This window comes from Vibrio nomapromontoriensis (genome assembly GCF_050337205.1).
GTDB classification, from domain to species: domain Bacteria; phylum Pseudomonadota; class Gammaproteobacteria; order Enterobacterales; family Vibrionaceae; genus Vibrio; species Vibrio nomapromontoriensis.
The window spans coordinates 102,677-126,951 of the sequence record NZ_JAKJSS010000009.1 but is presented as its reverse complement, the minus strand read 5'-3'; the positions used below and the strand labels follow the sequence as shown (position 1 = coordinate 126,951).

Sequence of the window (24,275 nt, the reverse complement as noted above, 5' to 3'; positions counted from 1 at the left end):
GGTAGGCCCCTTTTTCACTTTATATGGAGGTGATTATGTTGTGGTACATCTTACGGCGAGTCTGCATCGCTATTCCAACCTTACTTTTTATCGCACTGGTTTCATTTTGGCTGATGCATATCGCACCCGGTGGACCATTCGATATGGAACGACCGATGCCCGAAATTGTTCGCGCTAATATTGAAGCGAAATTTCATCTTAATGAACCGTTTCTGGTGCAGTATTTCCTCTACATTAAGAACTTCGTGCAGGGTGATTTAGGCCCAAGCTTCGTCTACCATGACTTTACAGTCACGCAACTGGTAGCTCAATCTTGGCCAGTTTCCGCCGTCCTTGGCGTACTTTCTTTTTGTATTTCCGTACCAATTGGCATGTTACTCGGCACTATCGCGGCATTAAATCGCAATAGCCGCCTCGACTACTTGCTTATGTCACTTTCCATGACTGGCGTGGTGATCCCAGCATTTGTTCTCGCCCCCGTGTTAGTCACGGTGTTTTCCATTCATTTAGGGTGGCTGCCTGCGGGAGGGTGGGAAAACGGCTCGGCGGCATTTTTAGTTCTACCGGTACTGAGCTTAGCTATTGGGTCAGTGGCAAGTATTGCGCGTGTTATGCGCGGCGCCATGATAGAAACCCTGAATCAGCCGTATATTCGCACCGCGCAAGCCAAGGGGCTATCAACGGCTTACCTGTTATTTCACCATGCTCTTCGCCCGTCACTCATTCCTGTGATTGCCATGTTAGGTCCTGCCTTTGTCGCTGTCGTCACGGGTTCAGTGATCATCGATATTTTCTTTGGTACGGGAGGGATGGGGCAACACTTTGTCTCTGGCGCACTTAACCGAGACTACGGATTAGTCATGGGGATTACCTTGATTGTCGCCACTCTCACGATCTTTTTTAATTTAGTTGTCGATCTGCTTTACACCGTGATTGACCCAAGAATCCAAGTTTAGGTGGCACGATGATAACCACTAAAAAACTCGACGCTTCTCAATTTTCAGAGCAAGTTGTTAGCAATATCGACGCCGTTGAAGGGCGCAGCTTATGGCAAGATGCATGGGGGCGATTTAGAAAAAACCGCGCCGCGATGACTTCCGTTTATTTACTGGGTTTTATCGTTCTATGTATTACGCTTGGACCCCACCTCACTCCGTTTAGCCATGACGAGATTGACTGGAATGTCGTCAGTGACCCTTATGAACTTGGCAAGCCATCCGTTGCGACTAAGCACTATTTTGGTACTGATGATTTAGGCCAAGACTTATTTGCTCGCACCATGAAAGGCGGTCAACTTTCCATCATGGTCGGCTTTATGGGGGCGCTGGTTGCCGTTGTCATCGGCACGATCTGGGGCAGTATTTCTGGCTACCTTGGTGGCGCGGTTGATGGCGCAATGATGAGAGTTATCGAAATCCTCGACTCCGTCCCATTCATGTTTATGGTGATACTTTTTGTCACCCTGTTTGGCAACAATATTTATTTGATCTTCGTGGTCATTGGCATGGTGTCTTGGCTTGGCATCGCCCGCGTGGTTCGTGGTGTGACATTTAGCATCAAAAAGCGAGAATTTATTGAAGCCGCGCACTCGATTGGCGTGTCAAAACTCACCATCGTTCGCCGCCACATTCTACCGAATGTGCTGGGAATTGTGATGGTGTACTCCTCCCTAATGGTGCCTGGTTTTATCATGTTTGAGTCTTTTCTTAGCTTTCTAGGTTTAGGCGTACAACCACCTGATACGAGCTGGGGCATTCTCATTGCAGAAGGCGCAAAAACCATCGATGTGGCACTTTGGTTGCTATTGTTCCCATCAACATTTTTGGTCGCGACCCTATTCTGTTTCAACTTTATTGGTGACGGGCTGCGAGATGCGCTTGACCCCAAAGACCGCTAGGAAGGCACTGCTATGACAATACTGACCATTAACAATATGAATGTCGACTTTGCAACGGCCGACGGCAATGTGAAAGCCGTTAATAACCTTAATTACAGCATTAGCGCAGGTGAAACCCTCGGTATCGTTGGCGAGTCTGGTTCAGGGAAAAGCCAGTCCGTATTCGCGCTAATGGGGTTAACCGCTCATAACGGTAAAGTGTCTGGAGAAGCGAATTTGCACGGTGAAAACTTGCTCACCATGTCTAAAGCTCAGCTCAATCACATTCGTGCAGAAAAAATCAGCATGATTTTTCAAGATCCAATGACGTCACTCAATCCGTTTATGAAGATTGGCAAGCAACTATGTGAAGTGCTGATAATACATAAAGGCCTCACGAAAAGGGAGGCGAGGCACGAGTCTATAAAAATGTTAGATGCCGTGCGTATCCCCTCTCCAGAAACACGACTAAACCAATACCCTCATGAACTTTCTGGAGGCATGAGGCAACGGGTCATGATCGCAATGGCACTGCTTTGTCGCCCTGAACTGCTCATCGCAGATGAACCTACGACTGCGCTTGATGTGACTGTACAAGCGCAAATACTCACGCTGCTTAAAGAGCTGCAACAAGAGTTCAACACCGCCATTTTACTGATTACTCATGATATGGGTGTCGTCGCGGAAATGTGCGATCGAGTATTGGTAATGTATGGGGGTAATCGTATGGAGCAAGCCGATACTGAAAGTCTGTTTAACACGCCCTCTCATCCCTATACACAAGGTTTATTGCGCGCTATCCCTTCCGTAACAGAAGATATGGATCGCCTCCCAACGATCCCCGGTAGCCCACCAAGCGCACTCATTAATCATAAAGGCTGCCCGTTCAAAGAACGTTGTGAACACTATAAACCAGAATGCAGCGTCGCGATGCCAGCATTTTTACCAGTAAGACCTAATCAATCCATTGCTTGTCATGTCTTTGGTCAGCAAACCGTTACGCCTATTCTACAGACCGCTTAAGGAGGCAATATGAATCGCAAAGAAATACTGCTCGCGGCGCAAGATCTCCACGTGCATTTCAATGTCAAAAAACATCTCTTGCCCAGTAAGCGTAAAGTGGTCAAAGCCGTCAATGGTATCGACCTAGATGTCTACCGAGGCGAAACCCTTGGTATTGTGGGTGAGTCTGGATGCGGCAAATCCACATTGGCAAGAGCATTGCTTCGCCTGATTGAACCGACAAGTGGCGCACTGGTCTGGAAAGGCGAAGACATGCGTGCATTTGGGCGCAGTGAGCTCACCAAAAAACGTCGCGAGTTCCAAATGATCTTTCAAGACCCTTCAGCAAGCTTAAACCCAAGGATGACCATTGCCGATTGCATTGCCGAGCCTCTCTTCACTCACGAGCCTCAACTCAAGCGACAAGAAATTGAAGCACGCGTTATCGCAATGATGGACAAAGTTGGCCTGTTGGCCAGCCAGCGAAATCGTTACCCTCACGAGTTCTCTGGCGGCCAATGTCAGCGCGTAGGGATAGCTCGAGCACTGATACTCAACCCAGAGTTAGTGGTGTGCGATGAACCCGTTAGTGCGCTTGATGTATCCGTTCAAGCTCAAGTGATTAACCTGCTTGACGATCTTAAAAAAGAGATGGGGCTAACCTTAGTCATGATTGCCCATGATCTCAGTGTCGTGCGGCATATCAGTGACCGTGTCATGGTGATGTACCTAGGAAAACCAATGGAAGTGGGTCATTACCAACATGTTTTTGATCATGCACACCACCCTTATACCAAAGCACTGCTCTCTGCAGTGCCCATTGCTAATCCTGCACAGGCTAAAAACCGTAACGTCCAACTGCTGAGCGGTGACTTACCTTCGCCATTAAACCCTCCCAGTGGTTGTGTATTTCGCACCCGTTGTCCAGAAGCAACCGCAATATGCGCAGAGCAAGCGCCGACCAAAACTGGTCTCAATGATCATCATATTTTTTGTACTCATTCAACATTAGGAAGCCACCCTCTATGAAGACAACCTCCGTTAGTGAACGTTTGGCCTCACTTCGTCGCTCAATGAACGCGCATGGATACAGTGCAGTTATCGTGACAAATAACGATCCACATAGCAGCGAATATTCTGCTTCCCATTGGCTAGCGAGAAACTGGGTTTCCGGTTTTACCGGTTCGGCAGGTAATGCCGTCGTGACAGCCGATGCTGGCGGAGTATGGACTGACGGGCGTTACTATATTCAAGCCGAAGAACAACTGACTGGCTCGTCTCTATCACTATTTAAAGCCAAAGAATCCGCAACCCCCAGTATTGCGCAGTGGCTTGCACAAACCTTGCCTGCACAGTCCGTTGTTGGTGTAGATGGTCGCTCAATTAGTGCGGCGTTTCATCAAGAGCTTATCAGTGCATTAACACCGAAAGGGATCAAACTGGAGTTAAAGGATCTTATCACCGCTAACTGGCAAGACCGTCCTAGCCGCCCGGACACCGCTATTTTCGATCATGAGTTGCAGTTTTGCGGCGAGTCTATCGCTGAGAAACTGTCTCGATTACGTTGCTACCTTAACGATAAAGGCAGTGATGGATTGCTGGTTTCGACACTAGATGACGTGATGTGGACACTGAATATTCGCGGCGGAGATACACCGTATTGCCCAATATCTGAGTCGTACTTATTACTGACTGCCGATACGTGCCACCTGTTTATTGACCGATTAAAACTTAATGCCACGTTGGAAAAACAGCTACTAGAGCAAGGTATCGTCACGCTTGAGTATGACAATGTGGCAGACAGCATCAATCAACTACCACATCAGGCTGTGATGCATTACTCCGCCACACACACCGATAGCTTGTTGGTGAGCCGTATTCATTCCAGCCTTACCTTGGTCGACGAACCTTGTATCGTAACCCAAATGAAAGCACAAAAAAATGCGACTGAGTTACGTTCAATGGAACACACATTGATTCAAGATGGCGTGGCCATGACAGCGTTTATGTATTGGCTAGAGCAACAAGTACCTGGCGGGCAAGTCACAGAATTAGCGGCTGAACAAACCCTCCAATCATTCCGAAAATCCATTCCCCTTTACATTTCAGACAGCTTTCGAACCATTGCCGGCTTTGCAGAGCATGGGGCGAAAATGCACTACGCCGCCGATACAGCGAGCAACGCGCTCGTTGATGAAAGCAACTTTTTTTTAGTTGATTCCGGCGGCCAATATCACGGCGGGACAACAGACATCACTCGTACGTTTCATTTTGGAACCCCAACCTTACAGCAGCGCCGAGATTATACCTTGGTGCTTAAAGCGGTGATTCGCCTCACCCAAGCCAAGTTTCTCAAGGGAACAACGGGATCCAATCTTGATATTTTGGCACGTGGCATTCTGTGGCAGCATGGCATCGACTACAAATGCGGAACGGGACATGGTGTGGGTATTGGCTTAAACGTTCATGAAGGACCACAAAACTTCTCGCAAAATCTCAAAGAGGTCGCTCTACAAACGGGCATGGTCATCACCAATGAACCGGGCGTGTACCGAGAGGGGGAGTATGGGGTTCGTATTGAAAATATAATGAAGGTCGTTGAAGTCGAGACGAATGAGTTCGGTGAATTCTACGGATTTGAGACCATTACCATCGCCCCTATTGCAACCAATGCTCTTGAACTATCCATGCTAGACAACACCGACAAGGTTTGGCTGAACCAATATCATCAGCGTGTCTTCCAGTTACTTTCGCCTCATTTAGATACGCCGCTGTCGCAATGGCTACACGTCGCCACTCAAGCGATTTAACCGATTTCCTCTCCCACCTTTGCCAGCGAAAGCTGGCTTTTTTATTGATGTACTAAAAATCTATGCACTAAAAAGCCCAACCGAAGTTGGGCTCATTCATTTCACCGTCCGCTTTAGCGACGACACGTCGTCGCATCAAAATCCACCACTAGCGTAGCATCACTGTATTCACCCGCAACCTTAATGTAACCCCAGTAGTTACTTTGAGCGCTAAGTACAATACACTCGCCATTGCCGATATTGCTAGACACAACATCACTCGCATCACCTATCGGCCATCCGCCATTGCTGTATGACAGCGTTAAATCACCACTACCATGTACGGTAGAAATCGCGATGTTAGATACCGCATTCACCCCTTCGATACTCAACCATAATGGCGCAGAGGAGGATAAACAAATAGGCTCACCAGCCGTAACACGGCCATCACTGACTGCATTACTACCATCACACACTTGTGGTAATAACATGCCGCCGACTAACTGCTGTGTCCACTGTTCAAATTCAGATTGATATTGGGTGGCCCATTGCTCTGTGTGCGCTTTGTAGGCTGCCCAATCCCCACGACGCGTTTCAACTAGCATGTTTGCCAGTTCCGCCTCATGTTTTTCAAACATAAACCTTACGGCTAAATAGCCCCAACGATAAATTCGGTCAACGTCAAAGCCATCATACGTCGTCTCAAATATCTCTTTTAGAGTGAAATGTGTCCCATCCTCAATGGTATCCAGCGCGGCTTGGTTATCATTTTCCTTAGAGATATATTCCGCCACCCCTTCACTCCACCACACCACTTTTTCTGTTGGAGTAGTAAAGTTGCCATACATATCAAAACGGCCATCTAGGTAGTGAACATACTCATGTTCCAAGTTCCAAATAAAGTGATCCGGATTGGCATAACTTGCCTCGTAGGCAATAAAGTTTGGCACATTACCAACGATAGACGGATCGCCTTCTAGGTACATACCACCATTATTGGTATCAATATCAAAAATAGGCCCCGCGTATTTTCGATAGTCATCACTAGAATTAAAGATATTCACTTGAAGCTGCGTATTGTGGTCATCCGCCACTGGCTGATTACCCGTCTGTAACTCACCATGAAAATAGGTTTCTTCAAAGCCCATTTTGTCACAGGCTGCCTGCTGTTGAATGGCCGTAAGATCTTGAGACAATATTCGAATCGTATCGCTACACGTATAGGTCTGACTCAGTACCAAACCCTTCAGTTCTGCCTCAAAGCCGCAAATCCCAAAATTGGCACAATCCGAATAATAGCTCGCAACATCGGCGGCAGCTAACCACACCGCATCTCCCGTGCCGTACATAGAGTACTGACTAAATAGTGCCGATAGTTCCGTTGTGACAAGTGGTTCAATCTGAGTATTGGTATACTGGGTCATACGCGCGAGTTCTCTTCCCGCATTCACCGCCATAAACTCTGAATTTGACCCCAGCTTTGTGGCATCTTTGGCAAACGCGCTTAAATTTTTAACTAAGTCATCACGTTTTGCGATGGCCACTTTAAACCCGTTGTTCCACTGTCCACGATACAAAAGCGTGAAGATACCGTTGACCGCACCTCGCATATTCCAATGCTGCTCATAGTCGCCATTCCAGCGCAACAGCCATTGGTTGATCACATCCAAATACTCATGTTGCAGCGTTGCACTGTCCATGGTGGTAATGACCTCACCAAGCACTTTGCCGTGCGCGTCATTACTATCATAAAAATGCTCATTTGCCACAAAGGTATCCACCGCCTCTTTCACTGCGCTTGTTACCCATGAAAGCAAGCTCACACCGTCATTGTAAAACTCCGCATAATAGCCCGCACGTAAGTAAAGGAATAACGCTTCCAGTTCATCGCTGCCGCCACCTTGATAGGCTCGAGACAACTCTGTCGCATGTTTTGCAACGTAGTACATGTTATTAGAATCAAAGGCGGTGATTTGAGTGGCGCTGTTGGCGGCGAACAAATCATTGACACATTCCGCCCCTTGCGAGGTGATTTGAGAAATCAGGGTATTAGTATTGGTCGTAGCAAACCCAGAAACATCACACTCTACCACGGCTTGCTGACTAAACGTCATGACCCTGGGCGATGCGTCTAAGGCCGGAGTAAGATCGTTCGATTCCGACCTTTTTGGCGAAGGCCCTACGTCTACGGAAGCGTCTTGTGAATGAGTTTCTAGCGAATGAGATTCATGGGAGTGATAGGGGTTAATCTCGACCGTTTGAGAAATTGGCGCACTATCCGCCTGTGCGTAGAACCCTGTGCAGGATGCTACCAGTGCCACTGTGAGTTTATTTAGTTCCATCTATTCGTTTCTCTTGTTTATATTGATGTTATCGCCATGCCATCATGCATCGCGGTTCCCATCTCAAATTAGAGTCTTCAATAGAAGGATGAAACATTTAATTAACAAATAAGAATATAGGTTCATATTCTGAGCCCAACCAACCCAATTGCTGATTTTATAAAATATAAAATCATGTTGGCCATGTTTTGAACTATCGATTCAATACCCTCATTTGTCATGACTTTCCACCCCGCATTTTACGCACTTAATCGGCAACAAAACCACGCAATCATCGTGTCAGTCTCTCTCATCATTTTCATTTTACCTCCTCAGAACTGATACACAAAAATGATGCGTAGTCACGCTAAGATAAGAAAGATTGCTTTTTTTCGTAGTTAGCAGTACATATAAGCAGATTCCCTTATTAGGCGCTTAGCGTGCAACGACGACTCGAGACATTCCCTTTTATCTTGGCACTTTTTACCGTATCGCTATGCTCGACGATATTGTTATTTAGCTATATTGCCGATATCAGTGACTCTGGCGTGTCTTTGCATCCAATCACGATTGTCAGCCCTGAGCGCGCGCCTCATATCGACAACAGTACCCAACTGCTGCGTAGCTCAACTCTGCGCGTTGCACAGCAAAAAGCACAACCGCATACTAAAGCAACGCTTCCGTGGCCAATGATGATGTCAGCGATAGCTCTATTTACCGCGAGTTATCGATTCACTCACTTCACCCCACGCAGTTATCTTTTTTTTGAAAACAGCCGACTCGCGGGCTGGCAAGATACTAACCTTCAATTTCGTTTTATTCATTCACGTTAACCGCTTCATTTTCCTACTATAACCCTTAATTTTATTGTCGGTTCATTGGAGCAACTATGTTTGAAGCTACCCAAGACGTCTTGATTGCCCTTTGGCATCAAGACTTTAACGCGTTACTCGCGCCAGAAAGCGCGATCCTTATTTACGTTCTCGTGACTTTTTTTATCGCACTAGAAAGCAGCTTTTTGCCCGCAGCGCCTCTGCCATGTGACAGCGTGGTGGTCTTGGTTGGAACGCTCTCTGCCGTTGGGGTACTCAATCCTGTTGCGGCGTTTTCGCTACTCATTATCGCGGCAGCGGTAGGCAGCTGGTTAGCATACTTACAAGGACGCTGGCTAAACAAACTGCCTATCGTAAAAGGTTGGTTGGAAAAAGTGCCAGAAAGCAATATGCGAATGGTCGACAACCTACTCTGTCGGCATGGTTTAGTGGCGTTATTTAGTGCTCGCTTTATTCCTTGCGTGCGTTCATTGGTTCCTATGGTCATGGGAATGCGCGTCCAAGAAACACCACGATTCCATTACTTTTCCTGGCTAAGTGCCACCTTGTGGGTTGGGCTATTAGCCGGTGTAGGATTTCTCTTACCATCGTTACCAGAACCCATCAGCCGTTTCACAACCATGGCGCTAATGGCAGCGCCTATCATTACCTTGTGCGCTGCTATTTTTACCTTTCTCACTTGGCGAGCTCGTCACGCAATTCGCGGGTTCAAGCAAGCGATGAAAAAAAGTTAATGTGGTGAAACAAAACCAATGCGTAAACCGTTCGCTTACTTATACCGTTAACTCGTGAGGCCAATAGCGGCCTCACGATAACTCTCCAACACCTAAACCGTAAATGAATCAGCCTAACCCAATGTCGACTGATTCAATACTCAACTAATAGTTGTGGCCATATTCAGTGCCACTTCACCGGGCAATAAATTGAAAAAGTACCTGTTCCCTCAACTTGATTTATCCATTGTAATGGCCATTTTAGCGCTCATGCTGCTTAGCACCATAACTATATGGAGCGCCAGTGGATTCAGTGAGTCTGTGATTACTAACCACCTCATTCGATGCGTTATTTCGTTAGCTTGTATTGTCATTATGTCGGCCATCCCCGCGAAACAATATCGTCGCTTTTCACCTTACCTATATTTAGTCACCGTGAGCTTGCTCGTAGCGGTTGTGTTCGCTGGTGACAGTACAAATGGCTCTCAGCGCTGGCTGTCTATCGCAGGCTTTCGCTTCCAGCCCTCCGAATTAGTTAAACTGGCCATCCCTATGATGGTGGCTTGGTTTGTACAAAGAGATGGCGAGCGACCAACTGGCAGCAAAATTCTCTATGCATTGCTGCTCACCGCAGTACCTACCGGACTCATCTTTGTTCAGCCGGATCTCGACGGCGCCATTTTTGGCGTCATTTACATGCTGTTTGTGCTGTATTTTGCAGGCATGAGCTGGAAGATTATTGGCGGCTTTGTTGGCTTAATTGCCACTCTCATTCCACTGCTATGGTTCTTCGTTATTGAGACTTACCAGAAGAAAAGAATCCTGCAATTTCTAAACCCAGAAAGTGACCCTTTAGGGGCTGGCTATCAAATTATCCAATCACATATTGCCATTGGATCTGGTGGGATAACGGGTAAAGGTTGGGCGAACGCCACACAAAGTGCGCTGGGGTTTATTCCCGAAAGTCATACCGACTTTATTTTTTCTTCCTATGCAGAAGAATGGGGGTTTGTCGGCTGTGTACTGCTGTTGTCTTTATACCTCTTTATTACACTGCGCACGCTGTGGATCTCGTGCCACTGTCATCACGCCTTTGGCAGGCTGGTTTGTGGCTCGTTAGCGTTGAGTTTTTTCCTCTACGCCTTTATTAACACCGGCATGGTTAGTGGGTTGCTCCCCGTAATGGGCAGTCCACTGCCTTTCTTTAGTTATGGTGGCACCGCTATGATCACGCAAGGCATCTGCTTTGGCATCATCATGTCTCTGTGTCGAGCACCATCGCGATTCGCTTAGTGTTACTTTGCTGGTCAGTACCATTTATGCGAGCTAGTGGTACTGTCCTTGCGCCAAAAGGGAAGGATAAAAAGGACAGACACCAAAAGTATAAACGTGGCATTCGTTCTTCTTCATTTTAAGGTGTCTGTCCTTTTGTTTTTACTAAGCAATTTATTCCCCTGCATCAAATACAATACGACCTTGTAATACTGTCATTAAGATTTCAGTGTCTGCTATATTGTCCGGTGACAAGCGGGTAATGTCTTGCCCTAAGATAGCAAAGTCTGCTGACTTTCCTACTTCGATAGAACCTGTAACGTCTTCTATCCCTAGACTCACCGCCGCGTTAATAGTGTATGCATCAATCGCCGCTTTTACATTAGGCAGTCCCGAATCCCCCATTCTTATACTATTAGCAATGCCAACAAGCGGATTTAATTCATGGACATTCCAGTCACTACTGAGGGTTAAATTTGCACCAGTAGCAAAGATAGCTTTAAGGTTCATCAACGCGTGGGCCCTTTTTGCTCCTAGAAAGAGTTTAGCCCAGGAGTGATCTTGCTCAACAACATAATTAGAACCCACCTGAAAGTCCGCAGTAACATTCAACTTAACAAAGCGATTTACATCTTGTGGATCTACGAGCTCAACATGGGTCAGTGTGTACGGCTTGGTCGAACCGTTGAGACGAGCATGTTCAACCGCGTTGAGTGATTCACGAACCGCGCCATCTCCGATGGCATGAATATGTGCGCTGTAACCAACGTTATCCAATGCATCCAACCAAGTTTTCATTTGACTTGGTGGAATATAATTAATGCCGTAAGGCTCATCTGGTAGGTAAGTTTCTAAATACGGTGCTAACGTTTTTGCGGTACCGTTGATCGTAATACCATCGCTATACATTTTAACCTGATCAATCAACAGTAAGCTTGAAGTGTCGCTTGATTGAATTGTCTTCAAAAAGGCCAACTGTGGCGCCATGGAGTCAGCAGGATAAATCCATGGCCGAAGCGACACTCGAGCGGTTAAGTTACCGTCTTTTTCTGCTTGCTTCCACACCTCATACCAACCACGTTTCCAATAGAGTCGACCATCACCAATCGTCGTAATGCCATATGCTGCTGATTCTTCAAGACCGGCCAGTAAGCCAGTATAGCTTTGTTCAAATTGACCTTCTAAGCTGTTCCACGCCATCTCCATTACGATATCGCCGGCATTATCAAACAAAATGCCGTTCAGCTCTCCGCTGTCTGGGTCTTTAAGAATCTTTCCGCCTTGAGGCTCAGGTGTAGCCTTGGTAATACCCGCAAGTTCGAGCGCTGCTGAGTTGACCCACATCGAGTGCGAAGTCTGCTCCATGAGCACAACAGGACGAGCCGGAAAAACACGATCAATCACTTCGAGAGGCGTTTGATGATTATCTTCATTGAGAAGGCTTTCTAATGAAAAGCCATAGCCCATCAGCCAACCTGTAGACTTACTATTTCTGCTGCAAGCCTTTAAATAAGGAATTTGGCCTTCAAGCGATGCATCCATACTAAGTTCACAGTTACCGCCAGCTTCAGAAGCGGCTTCAAATACGTGATTATGGTTATCAATAAAACCTGGCATCACGTACGCTTGTTCAAGATCGATAACTTCAGTGTTTTTATTACGATATAGTTTTGCTTCTGTCGCTTTACCTACAAACTGGATACTTCCATCATGAATGGTAATCGCATCCGCATTGTCATGGCCGTAAATTTTAGCGTTTGTTAAGAGTATGTCGGCCTTTTCAACAGCTAATGCATTCAAACTCATCATTAAGCTCGCTATTAGTGTTAAAGGGGAAATTCGATTCATCAGTTACTCCTTCCATGTCCCACAATCATTTTGAATATAGGGGGGATTTTTGACGTTAGATAAAGCTTACGGCAACACTGAAGTAAAAGGAAAACAGTGAGTATAAAAATATTGGGATAGTTTAGACATTTAGAACCTTCATGATGAGTGCTGCCTAATTATTTGGTGATGAATGAACCATTCAAGTAATCGTATATGAATAACTCTCCATAAATAGAAAGCCTCCACAACGGAGGCCGAATTTAATGTTCCACTACATAATGAGCGCCTAACGCTAAGGTTTCAATCACACTGCTACCACCTCGGGTGGAAGCAAGAATAAACCATTTGGATTGATAGTGAGGTAGGCATGATCGGCGTAACTCGAATCAAACTGTGAAGAGTTAAGTTGTAGCAATAACTCTTCGTCGTGCCATTTCACCATCACCTCATACATAGAGCCCATGTAAGAGATGTTGCTCACGATACACTGTTGGCATGCTTCACCATGGTCAGTGAGTAAGATGGCTTCTGGGCGCACACCGATTTGATAAGCCCCAGGTTCAATGCCCTCTACAACATCTGGTTTCGCAGGAATAAGATAACCATTAATGTTGAGGTTATCTCCATCGTAGTAGCCTTCGAAAATGTTGGCTTCCCCCATAAAGTTAGCCATAAACATAGAGGCTGGGCTTTTGTACAAATCGGTAGGAGAGCCTTCTTGCATGATGTCACCATCTTTCATCACGATTACCGTATCAGAGACCGCGAATGCCTCTGATTGGTCGTGAGTCACGTATAGCGAGGTAATATTAAAACGCTGCTGTAAGTCACGGATGGTATCGCGCATGTTACGGCGTAAGTTTGCGTCTAGGTTACAGCTCTAATTTATAGTGTCGGAGGAAACGTTTAAAAACTAGTAAGCCGCGTGATTATTACGCTTGTGACAGAAATAAAAATCAAGCGTTTGACCTTAATGTAGGTCTCATCAAGCTGCCACGAAGAGTCAGTTAACTTGAACTGATAACGTCTTAACTTTTACGCAACTTCGGCGCATATTCAGTGAACCAACGATAAATGGTAGAGCTATACCAATGAAGGCACCAAAGGATTATGTCGGACGCAAAGTGCTTCCATTTAAATTCTAGGCTCTTCATTGGTAGCTCTATTAGACGGTCTGAAACTGCAGTCTGACGTTAACAGCGTTTTTTCGACAACTCCATTAAGAAAGCAGCATTACACAGCACTATATTTTAACAACGACTCCCTGCTGAGTTAAAATGACGATTTAGACATAGTCACATTTTAATTAACTTCAAATGCATCTACGTGAATTGAATAGTAGCCACCAGAACCTGCTAATTCGGAAACAATTTTTATTGTATGCTGTGCATTAGATAAACCTACTTTATCAAACAATGACACTTGATGCAGGGAAGAATCAGAATAAGTGTCAACAGTCCCTTGTAAAATATCATCTATATAGATTTTAGCAACTCCTGAATAACGATTTTTCCTCCCAATCCATTTTATAGCTGTACCGGTAAAAGTATACTCGACATAGTCACCAGGTATAGTTGCGGATGACCAATTAATTGTATTTGAATAATCTAAAGTGGAAGGAGTCTCAGTAGTCCAATCTCCGGAAAACACTACTGAGGAAGAGTTCATCCCATCAACTATCGTTAGGGCGTCAGGGTCATTGTTTAAATCACTATATTCCGGTTCTAGCCCCGCATTTTCAATGATTGCTAAAGCTTCTTCTGGCCAGTTTGCGTTTGGGTGGTAATGCGTATTACTGATAGAAATGTTTGACCCATTATTGGTTTGTGTTGATGTCGTTGTATAGGTATTACTAACATCAATATCACTAATTGTACTAGTCCAAATATGCAGCCATCTAGGGGAATTTTCGATAACATTATTGCTTGCAGAGTAATGCTGCGTTCCTTCATCAAAATAAAGTGAACCGAACTCCCCCGTTTGGTTACGTAAATAGTTCCCATTCATAACTGAATTGGGTTGACTGGACAAAGTATAAATTCCACCACCGTCATGTAACATTCGCATAAATTCGTGAATATAGTTATTATTTACTTTGTTATTTCTCATCGAATTGGATTGTTGCGTCCACCCCCACCCGACGCTAATACCGGTGTAGGGTAAATTAGCTAATTCGTTATGTTCAATGGTAATTGACTCCGGATATCCAGCTGCAATACCAATCGAACCGAAATATTCTTGTCCAATTTTAGTAATATAGTTATTAGAAATAGTTTCGTTAACACTTTTATCACGCACATCACCCGGATTGTATGGAACGTGTATCTCTACATTTTCATCGCTAAAGACACCAACGTACACCCCAGTCCCAGATATATTACGCACTATATTCCCAACAAATACATTGTCATGTGTTCCTCTATGGAAATCAATAGCGGCTGCACCAAGCTTCTCAAATATATTTCGTTCAAATCGTAAATTATTTGCATGTTTTACATACACAGCTGCTTTTTGTCGTTCTACATACTGAGTATTATTAGGTCCAACACTGATGTTATATTGCCCTGCTTGAGTATCTAAATTCCCAAAATTACTAGGTCTCATCCAAGTCGAATGATTAAAGGTGAGCCCACTGAACGAAATATGGTGCACTGGGTTATCTAAAGTACCATTTACAGCAAGTAATGTTTCCACCTGTGGTGCAACAACTTTTATGGTTTCCATATTTTCGCCAATCCGAGGTTTATAATAAAGAGTATCAGCTGTCGTATCTAAGTACCATTCACTTTCTGAATCAATTAATTCATACGCATTTTCGAATATATATTTTTGGGAGTTTCTTTTGGGAGGGTATTGCCTATTGAAAATAATATCTGATTCTTCCCTATGAAACGCAACCTCCGCGTTACTCCCCTCAATATTAACAGATGATACTCTCATCACTGTCCCCGCCCACTCTTGTCGAATTACCATTTCCACTTGCTCGATATTTCCCCAACCCTCTGATACGTCACTGCTATTTATATTTATTTTTCTAGAAATATTATCCCATGATGTAATATTATTCCAACTCCCAACATTGGGTGTACGTGCTCTAATCGCTTTTTCCCCGTTGGTATATAATTGTCTAAATTCTAACGAAACACCTGTTTTTTTATATATATTATTGGTGGCATCGTGTAACACCCAATCTGAAGAAAAGTCTACACCACCACTAACAATAGGGATTTCATTTTCATAGTTTTTGTATTTTATAGTATAACCATTTGAACCTGAGTCATTTGAAGAAAAAGACAACGTATTATCTATTATATAGTCACCTCCACGTAAATATACGATTATATCGCCTGTCATGCTATCATTTAAGGCCGTAGTCCTAATAAAATTCTTTGCCTTATCAATGCTCCTCCAAGGAGCATTGATAGTACCACTACCAGTTATATCGTTGCCATCAGGAGCCACATAGAGGCTTGACATAGTTGCAGCACTTGATGCATTCACAAAAAGTGCGTTAGTTAACATGAAAATTGCTAATATACCATAGTTTATATTCATTCTTATTTCCTTTTTTGATTCACATTTTAGAACATCAAAACAAGTAAATTAAATAACTTTACATGATTCGGATTCTTATTAAAGATACATTAATTCATTCAAACTCCACCTACCAAAATAGACTTATTAACAGGTCATTGTTATTGAATTTATTTTTACAACAAGAGCACTGAAAACAACCCAACTCTTGAATGAAAAATATTGTATTTTATCTATACTTAGAAACCTCACTCAAATTAGTTGCGAAAATAACTTGGTATGTAATCACCATGAGTGGCAATAAGCTCATCAACCAAATCCCATATTTGGTCTAAGTCCAGCTCGGCTGCTGTATGAGGGTCGAGCATAGCCGCATAGTAAAGGTGATCACGATTTTGGGTCGAAAATGCTTCTACCACCATTTCCTGCACACCAACGTTAGTGCGGATGAGCGCTGCTAAATGCGCTGGTATACAGCCAATTCTCACTGGCTGTATACCATTTTCATCCACAAGAATTGGCACTTCCACAGCACAATCTTGAGGTAAGTTATCAATTAAACCTTCGTTACGAACATTACCGTAAATAACAGACGGCTCACCAGTCCAAATCGAATTCACTATCTTACTAGCGTATTCTTTACTCTGTTTTACTTCGATAGTTTCTGCGTGACGGTACTTTTCTGCTTGCTTATGCCAACCGGCAATTTGCTCGACGCAGCGTTTTGGGTACTCATCAAGTGGAATGGAGAACTTCTCAAGCAAGTCTTCGCGGCCTTGTTTGATAAACCAAGGGGTATACTCCGCAAAATGCTCCGAAGACTCAGTGACAAAATAGCCAAGACGCTTGAGCATCTCATAACGCACTTTATTCAAGCAGCGTGGATTCCATGGGTTTGGCTTCGGGTACTCACCGCTTTCATACCCCGCGAGGAGCTTTGGATAAAGCGATGTGTAGCTACCATCTCCCATACGCTGCTCAATGTTAAAGTAAAACGCCATATGATTAATGCCACCACATACATAGCGTACCGATTCGGTATCGATGTCTAAGTCATGACACAATTCATTAATTGTGCCTTGAACCGAATGGCACAGGCCAACATACTTAATGTCTGGCGCAATACGAGTCATTGCCCAGCTGATCATAGCCATTGGGTTAACGTAATTGAGCATGGTCGCATTCGGACACATTTCGCGCATATCTTCTGCAATATCAAGAAACACCGGAATGGTACGCACGGCGCGCATAATGCCACCAATACCAAGGGTATCAGCGATAGTTTGGCGCAAACCATACTTTTTCGGGATATCAAAGTCCACCACTGTCGATGGCTTAAAACCGCCCACTTGGAACATGGTGACAACAAAATCGGCACCAGAAAGGGCCTCTTTGCGATCCATAGTGGCAACAATTTTAGGGGTAACATTGAGTGTTGCCGACAGTTTCTGTGCTACCAGCGTTGAATCATCAAGACGTTCCTGAGCAATATCGTAAAGTGCAATCTCACAGTTCTTGAAAGCAGGCAGATGAAGAATATCACCAACGATATTTTTCATAAAAATGGTACTACCTGCGCCTATTAGACATAGTTTCGGATCTTTCATCGTTTGGTTTCCATCTTCAGTTTTAATGTTAACTTTCTTCTCGTTTAGCGCTTATCAGTTAAGCGGACACTTCGAAAGCTGCTTTGAGTAACCTTTGGGTATATTCAGTACTTGGACTAGCCAGAACCTTTTGAGTACAGCCCTGCTCGACAATATTGCCGTGCTTCATGACTATCACTCGATGGCATAAGGCTTTAACTACTCTTAAATCATGACTAATGAAGAGATAAGAGAGACCTTTTTCTCGCTGTAATTTTTTAAGTAAATCAACAATTTGCTTCTGAATAGTCAAGTCAAGCGCAGAGGTCGGCTCATCCAATAAAATCACTTTTGGTTCTAATACCAAAGCCCTAGCAATCGCTAGCCGCTGGCGCTGACCACCAGAAAACTCATGGGGAAAACGATTGAGAATATTCCCCTCTAACCCTGCGTCCACCAGCGCTTGTTTTACTTTCTCTAAACGTTCATCAAGGTTGGAGTACTTATTATTGACGATAAGCCCTTCCTCTAAAATTTGTCTTACCGACAAACGCGGGTTCATTGACGAAAACGGGTCTTGGAAAACGACCTGTAGATTTTGTCTTATCGAACGCAGCGATTCGCCGACCAGCTTATCAAGCCGAACACCTTCCCAATCCACTTCTCCAGACACTTCGCCTTCGTATAAGAGCTGAAAGATCGCCATCGCCAAGGTTGTCTTACCCGAACCGCTTTCACCAACAATGCCCAGTGACTCCCCTTGCTTTAGCAACAGATCGATATTATTCACTGCGGTCAGGGTTTCAGCAGGTTTACGACTAAACCAGCTCTTTTTGCCTAACGTAAACTCAACATTGATGCTGCTGGCGTTAAGAATGGAAGCCGCTTCTTTATTAAGTGACACCGCTGAACCCGTTGGCTCTGAAGCGATCAACATCTGGGTATAAGGGTGTTGTGGTTGGCTAAACAAGGTATCAGTTTGGTTGTACTCCACCACCTCACCTTGCTTCATTACATAAATCTCATCAGCAAATTGGCGCACTATGGTTAAGTCATGGGTGATAAGCAGCACACTCATGTTTTTTTTAATTTGCAGCTGTTTGATGAGACCCAATATTTCTGCTTGTACCGTCACATCCAGTGCAGTGGTTGGCTCATCTGCAATCAGAAGATCAGGAGTATTGGCAAGCGCCATGGCAATCATGACGCGCTGACGTTGCCCACCTGAAAGTTGGTGAGGATACTGATCGATACGCTGCTGTGGATGCGGAATCTGAACCGATTCAAGCAACTCAAGCACCCTTGCTCGGCACGCTTTCTTCGCCAGCTTTTGGTGGATCATTAATACTTCTGCTATTTGTTCACCCACGGTATAGATTGGATTAAGTGAGGTCATTGGCTCTTGGAAAATCATCGAAATATGATTTCCCCTAAGCTTCATTAGCTGTTTCTCGTTACAACTAAGAATGTTGCTGTCTTGATAACGCACCAAACTCTGCTCACCATAACGGGCAGTTTTGGGCAGCAGCCCCATAATGGCTTTGGCGGATACTGACTTGCCCGAGCCACTCTCTCCAACCAAAGCGACCATTTTTCCCCTGGGGATCTGGTAGCTGACGTTTTTTAAAGCCTGTACAGGGCCATCTTCGGTATTAAATGTCACATCGAGAGCGTCAATTTTAGCGATCACATCTTGGGTCATTTCAGTTCTCCTAATTCGAATACGGATCGGCGGCATCGCGCAGACCATCGCCTAAAGCATTAAAACCAAGTACGGTGATCAAAATGAAGAGCACGGGGGATAACAACCAAGGATAAGAGCCAATGGTTTGAAACTGGCCCGCGGCATTAAGCAAGGAGCCCCAACTGAACATGGGTGCCTTTACCCCCACCGCGAGAAAACTGAAGAAACTTTCGGTCAGGACAATTCCTGGCAACATGATGGTGGCGAGTACAATCACGTTCGACGTGACATTCGGTAAAATGTGTTTAATGACGATGCGCATGTCTTTCGCGCCAACCGACTGCGCCGCTTTTACGTAATCTAATGCTCGTAATGACAAAGCTTGCGCTCTTACTTGACGCGCCACAAACGCCCACTGGAGACTAGAAAGAATGAGGATGAGCATAATAAACATGGTGAAGGAGTCGGCGGTTTTAGGCATTACTGCAATAAGCGCCAAATAGAGCGGCACCGCTGGAAAAGCGAGCGCTAACTCTGCAATTCGCTGGGTTGCATAGTCGAAGCGCCCACCGTAATAGCCGGAAAACATCCCCACTAATGTACCCACCACCATCACAACAAACACCACGGTGGCAGCAAAAATCAGTGTTATGCGGCTGCCGAAAAAGCAACGCGCTAACAAATCACGGCCTAAGCTATCGGCGCCAATCAAAAAAAACGGCCTGCCATCTTCCAGCCCCATCAAGTGAGACTCAAATGAAAGCCCTAACCAGGTGTATTGCCAACCTTTAGTAAAAAACGTCAACGAAATTTTTTCACTGGTGTCTTCTTCGATAACGGGTAAAAAGGTCACAGGATCGAGCGACTCTTTCTGGCCATAGACAAACGGGATCACACTAAAATTGTTCTCGCTATCAAAGAAATGCAGTTTTGCTGGCGCCGCATAGATAGCGTTTGAGTCGCGCTTGGTTGGATCATTGGGGGAGAAAAATGGCGCAAACACCGTGACCATGACTAATAAGCCAAGTAGCCATAAGCTCGCGATCGCCATTTTATTTCTACGGAAACGACGCCAAACCAAACTGGAGTATTGTTGAGACATATATAATTCCTATGAAAGTCGAATGCGAGGGTCGAGTACCGCCAGCAGAATATCTGCCAGTAAATTACCAATCACCAACAAGGCGGCTATCATCAGCATGATGCTACCAATAACGTAGATATCTTGATCGGCCATAGCGGTAATGATCAACGGTCCAATCGTTGGTAGGCCGAGTACCATCGCCGCTTCCATTTCACCGGTGATCATATAAGGCAGCGCGACACCTTGATAAGAAACCAAGCCATGAACAGCGTTTGGCACTGCGTGGCGCATGATCACTTTGCGTTCCGGTAGGCCTTTCGCTCTCGCGGTCTCGATGTATTGCAGTTTGAGCACATCCAATAAATTGCCGCGCATAATGCGTAAGTTAAATGCCATACCACCGAAAGCCGCAATCGCTATCACTGGCCAAATATGTTTAAGCGTGTCGACGAATTTAGCCCACGACATCGGTTCAAATAAGTAATGGGGGGAGTTCATGGCGCCAAACGACGCAACGTTCCAAGTGAATATCATGAAGTACACAATAATGATGGTCATGACAAAGCGCGGTACCGTCATGGCAATAAAAGAGAGAAATGTCGCGACTCGGTCCCCCAATCTATTTTGATTGACTGCCGCGTAAACCCCGGCAATCGCACCAAATAGTGTTGCGCCAATGTGGCAACCAAGGGCAATGAGTATCGTCCGTGGCAGTCGTTCCCCCACCACTTCGGTGACGGGCTTGTTGTAGGCAAATGAATGACCAAAATCAAAGTGAAAGACAATGTTCGAAATCCAGTTGCCATACTGAACTAAGACAGGTTCATTTAAGCCATAACGCTCTCTTGCCGCCTGAGCAAGTTGCTCCGCTTGCTCTGGAGAACTTCCCCCTAATGTAATAGCTTGGTTTTTCACTAAGTCGCCATAATCCCCCTCTGGTAACTGAATGATCACAAAGGTGATCACACTCAATATCCAAAGTAACCCAAGCGCGCCTAGCAATCTTTTTGCGATAAAACTGTACATATCGAATGCCTTAAGAAAGCGAAGACGTTGTCGTCTTCGGCTGCTACTACTGCTGCTTATTATTGATACTCAGGAAGAGTATTAGGTTTTAGCTCTTTGATTTGATCTTGCTTGGCAACCCAAAAACGCTCACGCATCACGGCATCTTCGGCCCACTGATAAGCAATAATGGGTGCGTTAGGTACGTTTTTTATTCGCTTGTTCATCAAGAGCGCCCCGGGATATGAGACTAAGCCCAAATGATAGACATTCTCGGTGGTGATACGGTTAAGCTCATACATCAGCGCTTTCTGCTTAACTGGATCCATACTGGTCACAAACTCATTGGCGATCTTTTGCAGCTCAATTTCAAACGGTTGTAACTGCTGAGGATCGTTGTCTGTACCTCGGTGCCAAAGCGGCCCAGTATTGGTGATAGGCGCAAGCCACTCTAAGCGCTGCAACGGCACAATCAGCTCTTTTTCGCCACGGTGAGTACGCCAATCAAAGCTGCCAGTATCACGGTCAGAGTCCCCTTGAACATTATCAAGTGGTCTTGGTATTAACTTGATGCCAACCTCAGCCATCATGCTAACCAAGTTTTCATTGTTGGCAATTCCTGCGGCTTGGTTACCAGTATTAAGCACAATTTCTAAATCTTGGCCTTTCGCTTTACCAGAGGTGAAATTACGAATACCGTTGCCATCGGTATCTTTAAGCCCGAGTTCAGTAAGATATTGGCGAGCGAGGTCTGGATTATAGCCGTAGTACACCACGCTGTTTTCGTCATAGTAAGAGGTCTCTGGATGTAAGCCCCCTGCATACGGCGCCGCAAATGGCCCTCGTACCATACCTTTCGCCAACGCATTTCGGTCAATTGCATGCGAAATCGCTTTCCTAAATTTCAAGGTACGATTGAGCTGGCGAATCGCGCCTTCTCGTTCATTAGTGACAGAAAGCGTCGGGTTCATATTCATCTGGATTTGCGACGACAAGTTACGCGGGCCAAACATGGCTTTCGCAGGAGAATCTTTATCGGCCAACTTACGTAAAGTCTCAATAAACATTGGAGGTGATTCCATGTTCGACATGTCGGCTGTTCCCGCGATGGTTTCTAACGTACGCGCGTTCCAAGTCGACAACTTAAAGTGCATTTCATCAATGTAAGGCAACTGATTGCCCTCTTCATCAACTTTCCAGAAGTATGGATTGCGGCGCAGAACCACGATTTGGTCGGACTTAAATTCAACCGGAACCCACGCCCCCATAGTAACTGCCGGGGTTTGCTCGCTCGGCAGGGCGTTATTGAAATCATCGTAAGTTTTATTCGGCGCAAACTTAGGGTGGTAGGCTTTTAAAATATGGCTAGGACCAGGGCAGAAGGTAAGGAAAGCCATGTTATACAATGCTTGCTGAGAATTTGCCGTGTCAAACGTCCAACGAATGATGTACTTATCTAGCACTTCCAGTTTCGCCCCTTTACCAAAGGCATTGGGTGAAGAGAACGAAGGTACTTTGGGGTCTAATACCGTGTCTTCCCAATAAAAGCGCACATCTTCTGAGTCAAAATCGTTGCCATCTGACCATTTCGCGCCCTTAATTAAGTTCATCGTTAGTGAACGACCGTCCTCAGACCAAGTCCAACTGCGAGCAAGGTTAGGTAACACTTCTAAGTCATCAGCTTTAAGTTGATACATAGGACCAGTGCGAGTCAAACATTCTTGTACTGTGTAGTTGATCCCTCCCCAACCTTGAGTTTGTGCCGCCGACCAGTTCCAGCCTTGCGGTCGCCCACCAATAACATGACGGAACACGCCTCCGTATTCACCAACGCCGTCTGGCATCGACTTGGCCATCAGTATCATTGGTTCTTCTGGTAAACGCTCTTCGACGGGTGGCAACTTACCAGTTTTCACGTAATTGTTAGTTACCCATTCCGGTTCATGGTAGTTCGCTTTCTTACCGAACTGCAAAATTTCTTTGCGTTTGAAAAATTGGATTTTTAAACGGTTTGGAATGTCTTGGGCTTTGGGTAGCGACGATGCGCCTGCCGGCATTTCTACGGCGCTTAAACTTGTCGCCAATGTCGGTAAAATAAACGCTGCGAGTCGGCGGAGTTTTTTTCTAGGCATATTGTGGTACGTCCTGTAATTATACTAATTTCAATCAGATTTTTTTGTTTTCACTTAGTCATTTTCTTTGTTGCATTTCCGTTATCATTTCACTCTATCCCCCATTAATTTATAATTACTTCACTTTCTAGGCATAGATACTCGTTCGATTGGGTAACCTATTTTCACGTTTTCACGCGTGCGCTCGATAAACTCTGGCATAATAAATTCCACCATCTCAATTACCAATCACACCACTCCATACACATCTGAATGATAGCCATCTACATATTTCATATTTCGTCGCGGCGAACAATCTCGCAGAAATCTTTAGTCGAAGAGCTTGGCAATTCAAAGCTACAAACTATTGGGTATAATAGGTAACGCAGGGGCACCCAAAGGGAATTCAGACACAGACAGTTACACCGCTTGCGTTAGCACTACTACAAATTGGTGGTATATCTAAACCCCAAATATTTCTTTATTACCAACACTATGACTTCTACTTTTCTAAAATACCAACCTGACCTTAGATCAGCATCACATAAGGTTAGAAAATAGCAGTCAACCATCCATTATCGCCACTATCGACGCATAATCTTCGCGCTTATAAAATATAAAAAATATTAAAAACA

The 24,275-nt window shown here is 44.9% G+C and carries 16 protein-coding genes and 2 pseudogenes; 8 read left to right on the top strand and 10 right to left on the bottom strand.

Annotated elements, in window-relative coordinates; all coding sequences use genetic code 11:
• The first annotated feature begins 35 nt into the window (after positions 1-35).
• Genes oppB through L4D05_RS11575 form a run of 5 tightly spaced genes read left to right on the top strand, consistent with a single transcriptional unit; the run spans position 36 to position 5,688 of the window.
• Positions 36-956, top strand: a complete 921-nt coding sequence (gene oppB, locus L4D05_RS11595; RefSeq protein WP_428752951.1) for an oligopeptide ABC transporter permease OppB — start codon at positions 36-38, stop codon at positions 954-956.
• 8 nt (positions 957-964) lie between these two features.
• The gene (locus L4D05_RS11590; protein ID WP_428752949.1) at positions 965-1,897 is read left to right on the top strand and encodes an ABC transporter permease subunit; all 933 of its coding nucleotides are present in this window, start codon (positions 965-967) and stop codon (positions 1,895-1,897) included.
• 12 nt (positions 1,898-1,909) lie between these two features.
• On the top strand, positions 1,910-2,899 hold the full coding sequence (locus L4D05_RS11585) for an ABC transporter ATP-binding protein (protein WP_265676492.1): 990 nt from the start codon (positions 1,910-1,912) through the stop codon (positions 2,897-2,899).
• Positions 2,900-2,908: 9 nt separating this feature from the next.
• Complete coding sequence (locus L4D05_RS11580; RefSeq protein WP_428794084.1) at positions 2,909-3,907, top strand: ABC transporter ATP-binding protein; 999 nt, start codon at positions 2,909-2,911, stop codon at positions 3,905-3,907.
• Positions 3,904-5,688, top strand: a complete 1,785-nt coding sequence (locus L4D05_RS11575; RefSeq protein WP_428794083.1) for an aminopeptidase P family protein — start codon at positions 3,904-3,906, stop codon at positions 5,686-5,688. The genes L4D05_RS11580 and L4D05_RS11575 overlap by 4 nt, the downstream gene beginning before the upstream one ends.
• Positions 5,689-5,801: 113 nt before the next feature.
• On the opposite strand, the gene L4D05_RS11570 is transcribed toward L4D05_RS11575, so the two are convergent.
• On the bottom strand, positions 5,802-8,009 hold the full coding sequence (locus L4D05_RS11570; RefSeq protein WP_428794082.1) for a collagenase: 2,208 nt from the start codon (positions 8,007-8,009) through the stop codon (positions 5,802-5,804).
• Positions 8,010-8,428: 419 nt separating this feature from the next.
• Here L4D05_RS11570 and L4D05_RS11565 point away from each other — a divergent pair, with 419 nt between their 5' ends.
• The 3 genes from L4D05_RS11565 to rodA all read left to right on the top strand — a co-directional run bounded on the left by L4D05_RS11565 (position 8,429) and on the right by rodA (position 10,827).
• Positions 8,429-8,821, top strand: a complete 393-nt coding sequence (locus L4D05_RS11565) for a hypothetical protein (RefSeq protein ID WP_428794081.1) — start codon at positions 8,429-8,431, stop codon at positions 8,819-8,821.
• A gap of 56 nt (positions 8,822-8,877) precedes the next feature.
• The gene (locus tag L4D05_RS11560) at positions 8,878-9,555 is read left to right on the top strand and encodes a DedA family protein (RefSeq protein WP_428794080.1); all 678 of its coding nucleotides are present in this window, start codon (positions 8,878-8,880) and stop codon (positions 9,553-9,555) included.
• Between the two features lie 189 nt (positions 9,556-9,744).
• A complete protein-coding gene (gene rodA / locus L4D05_RS11555; RefSeq protein WP_428794079.1) occupies positions 9,745-10,827 on the top strand; it encodes a rod shape-determining protein RodA in 1,083 nt (360 codons plus the stop codon).
• 153 nt (positions 10,828-10,980) lie between these two features.
• On the opposite strand, the gene L4D05_RS11550 is transcribed toward rodA, so the two are convergent.
• The 9 genes and pseudogenes from L4D05_RS11550 to L4D05_RS11510 form a co-directional block, all read right to left on the bottom strand.
• On the bottom strand, positions 10,981-12,654 hold the full coding sequence (locus tag L4D05_RS11550; RefSeq protein ID WP_428794078.1) for an amidohydrolase: 1,674 nt from the start codon (positions 12,652-12,654) through the stop codon (positions 10,981-10,983).
• A 286-nt stretch (positions 12,655-12,940) separates the two neighbouring features.
• A pseudogene (locus L4D05_RS11545) lies at positions 12,941-13,510 on the bottom strand (TOBE domain-containing protein); the annotation flags it as partial.
• Positions 13,511-13,514: 4 nt separating this feature from the next.
• Positions 13,515-13,790: pseudogene (locus L4D05_RS11540) on the bottom strand (transposase domain-containing protein); the annotation flags it as partial.
• A 148-nt stretch (positions 13,791-13,938) separates the two neighbouring features.
• Positions 13,939-16,191 (bottom strand): right-handed parallel beta-helix repeat-containing protein, encoded by a 2,253-nt coding sequence (locus L4D05_RS11535; RefSeq protein WP_428794077.1) that lies wholly within the window; start codon positions 16,189-16,191, stop codon positions 13,939-13,941.
• Between the two features lie 236 nt (positions 16,192-16,427).
• A complete protein-coding gene (locus tag L4D05_RS11530) occupies positions 16,428-17,777 on the bottom strand; it encodes an alpha-glucosidase/alpha-galactosidase (RefSeq protein ID WP_428794076.1) in 1,350 nt (449 codons plus the stop codon).
• Between the two features lie 58 nt (positions 17,778-17,835).
• Entirely contained in the window at positions 17,836-19,458 is a 1,623-nt protein-coding gene (locus tag L4D05_RS11525) for an ABC transporter ATP-binding protein (protein ID WP_428794075.1), read from the bottom strand.
• Positions 19,459-19,468: 10 nt separating this feature from the next.
• Positions 19,469-20,542, bottom strand: a complete 1,074-nt coding sequence (locus L4D05_RS11520; protein WP_428794074.1) for an ABC transporter permease — start codon at positions 20,540-20,542, stop codon at positions 19,469-19,471.
• Between the two features lie 9 nt (positions 20,543-20,551).
• Positions 20,552-21,550, bottom strand: a complete 999-nt coding sequence (locus L4D05_RS11515) for an ABC transporter permease (RefSeq protein ID WP_428794073.1) — start codon at positions 21,548-21,550, stop codon at positions 20,552-20,554.
• Between the two features lie 59 nt (positions 21,551-21,609).
• Entirely contained in the window at positions 21,610-23,661 is a 2,052-nt protein-coding gene (locus L4D05_RS11510) for an ABC transporter substrate-binding protein (protein ID WP_428794072.1), read from the bottom strand.
• Between the last annotated feature and the right edge of the window lie 614 nt (positions 23,662-24,275).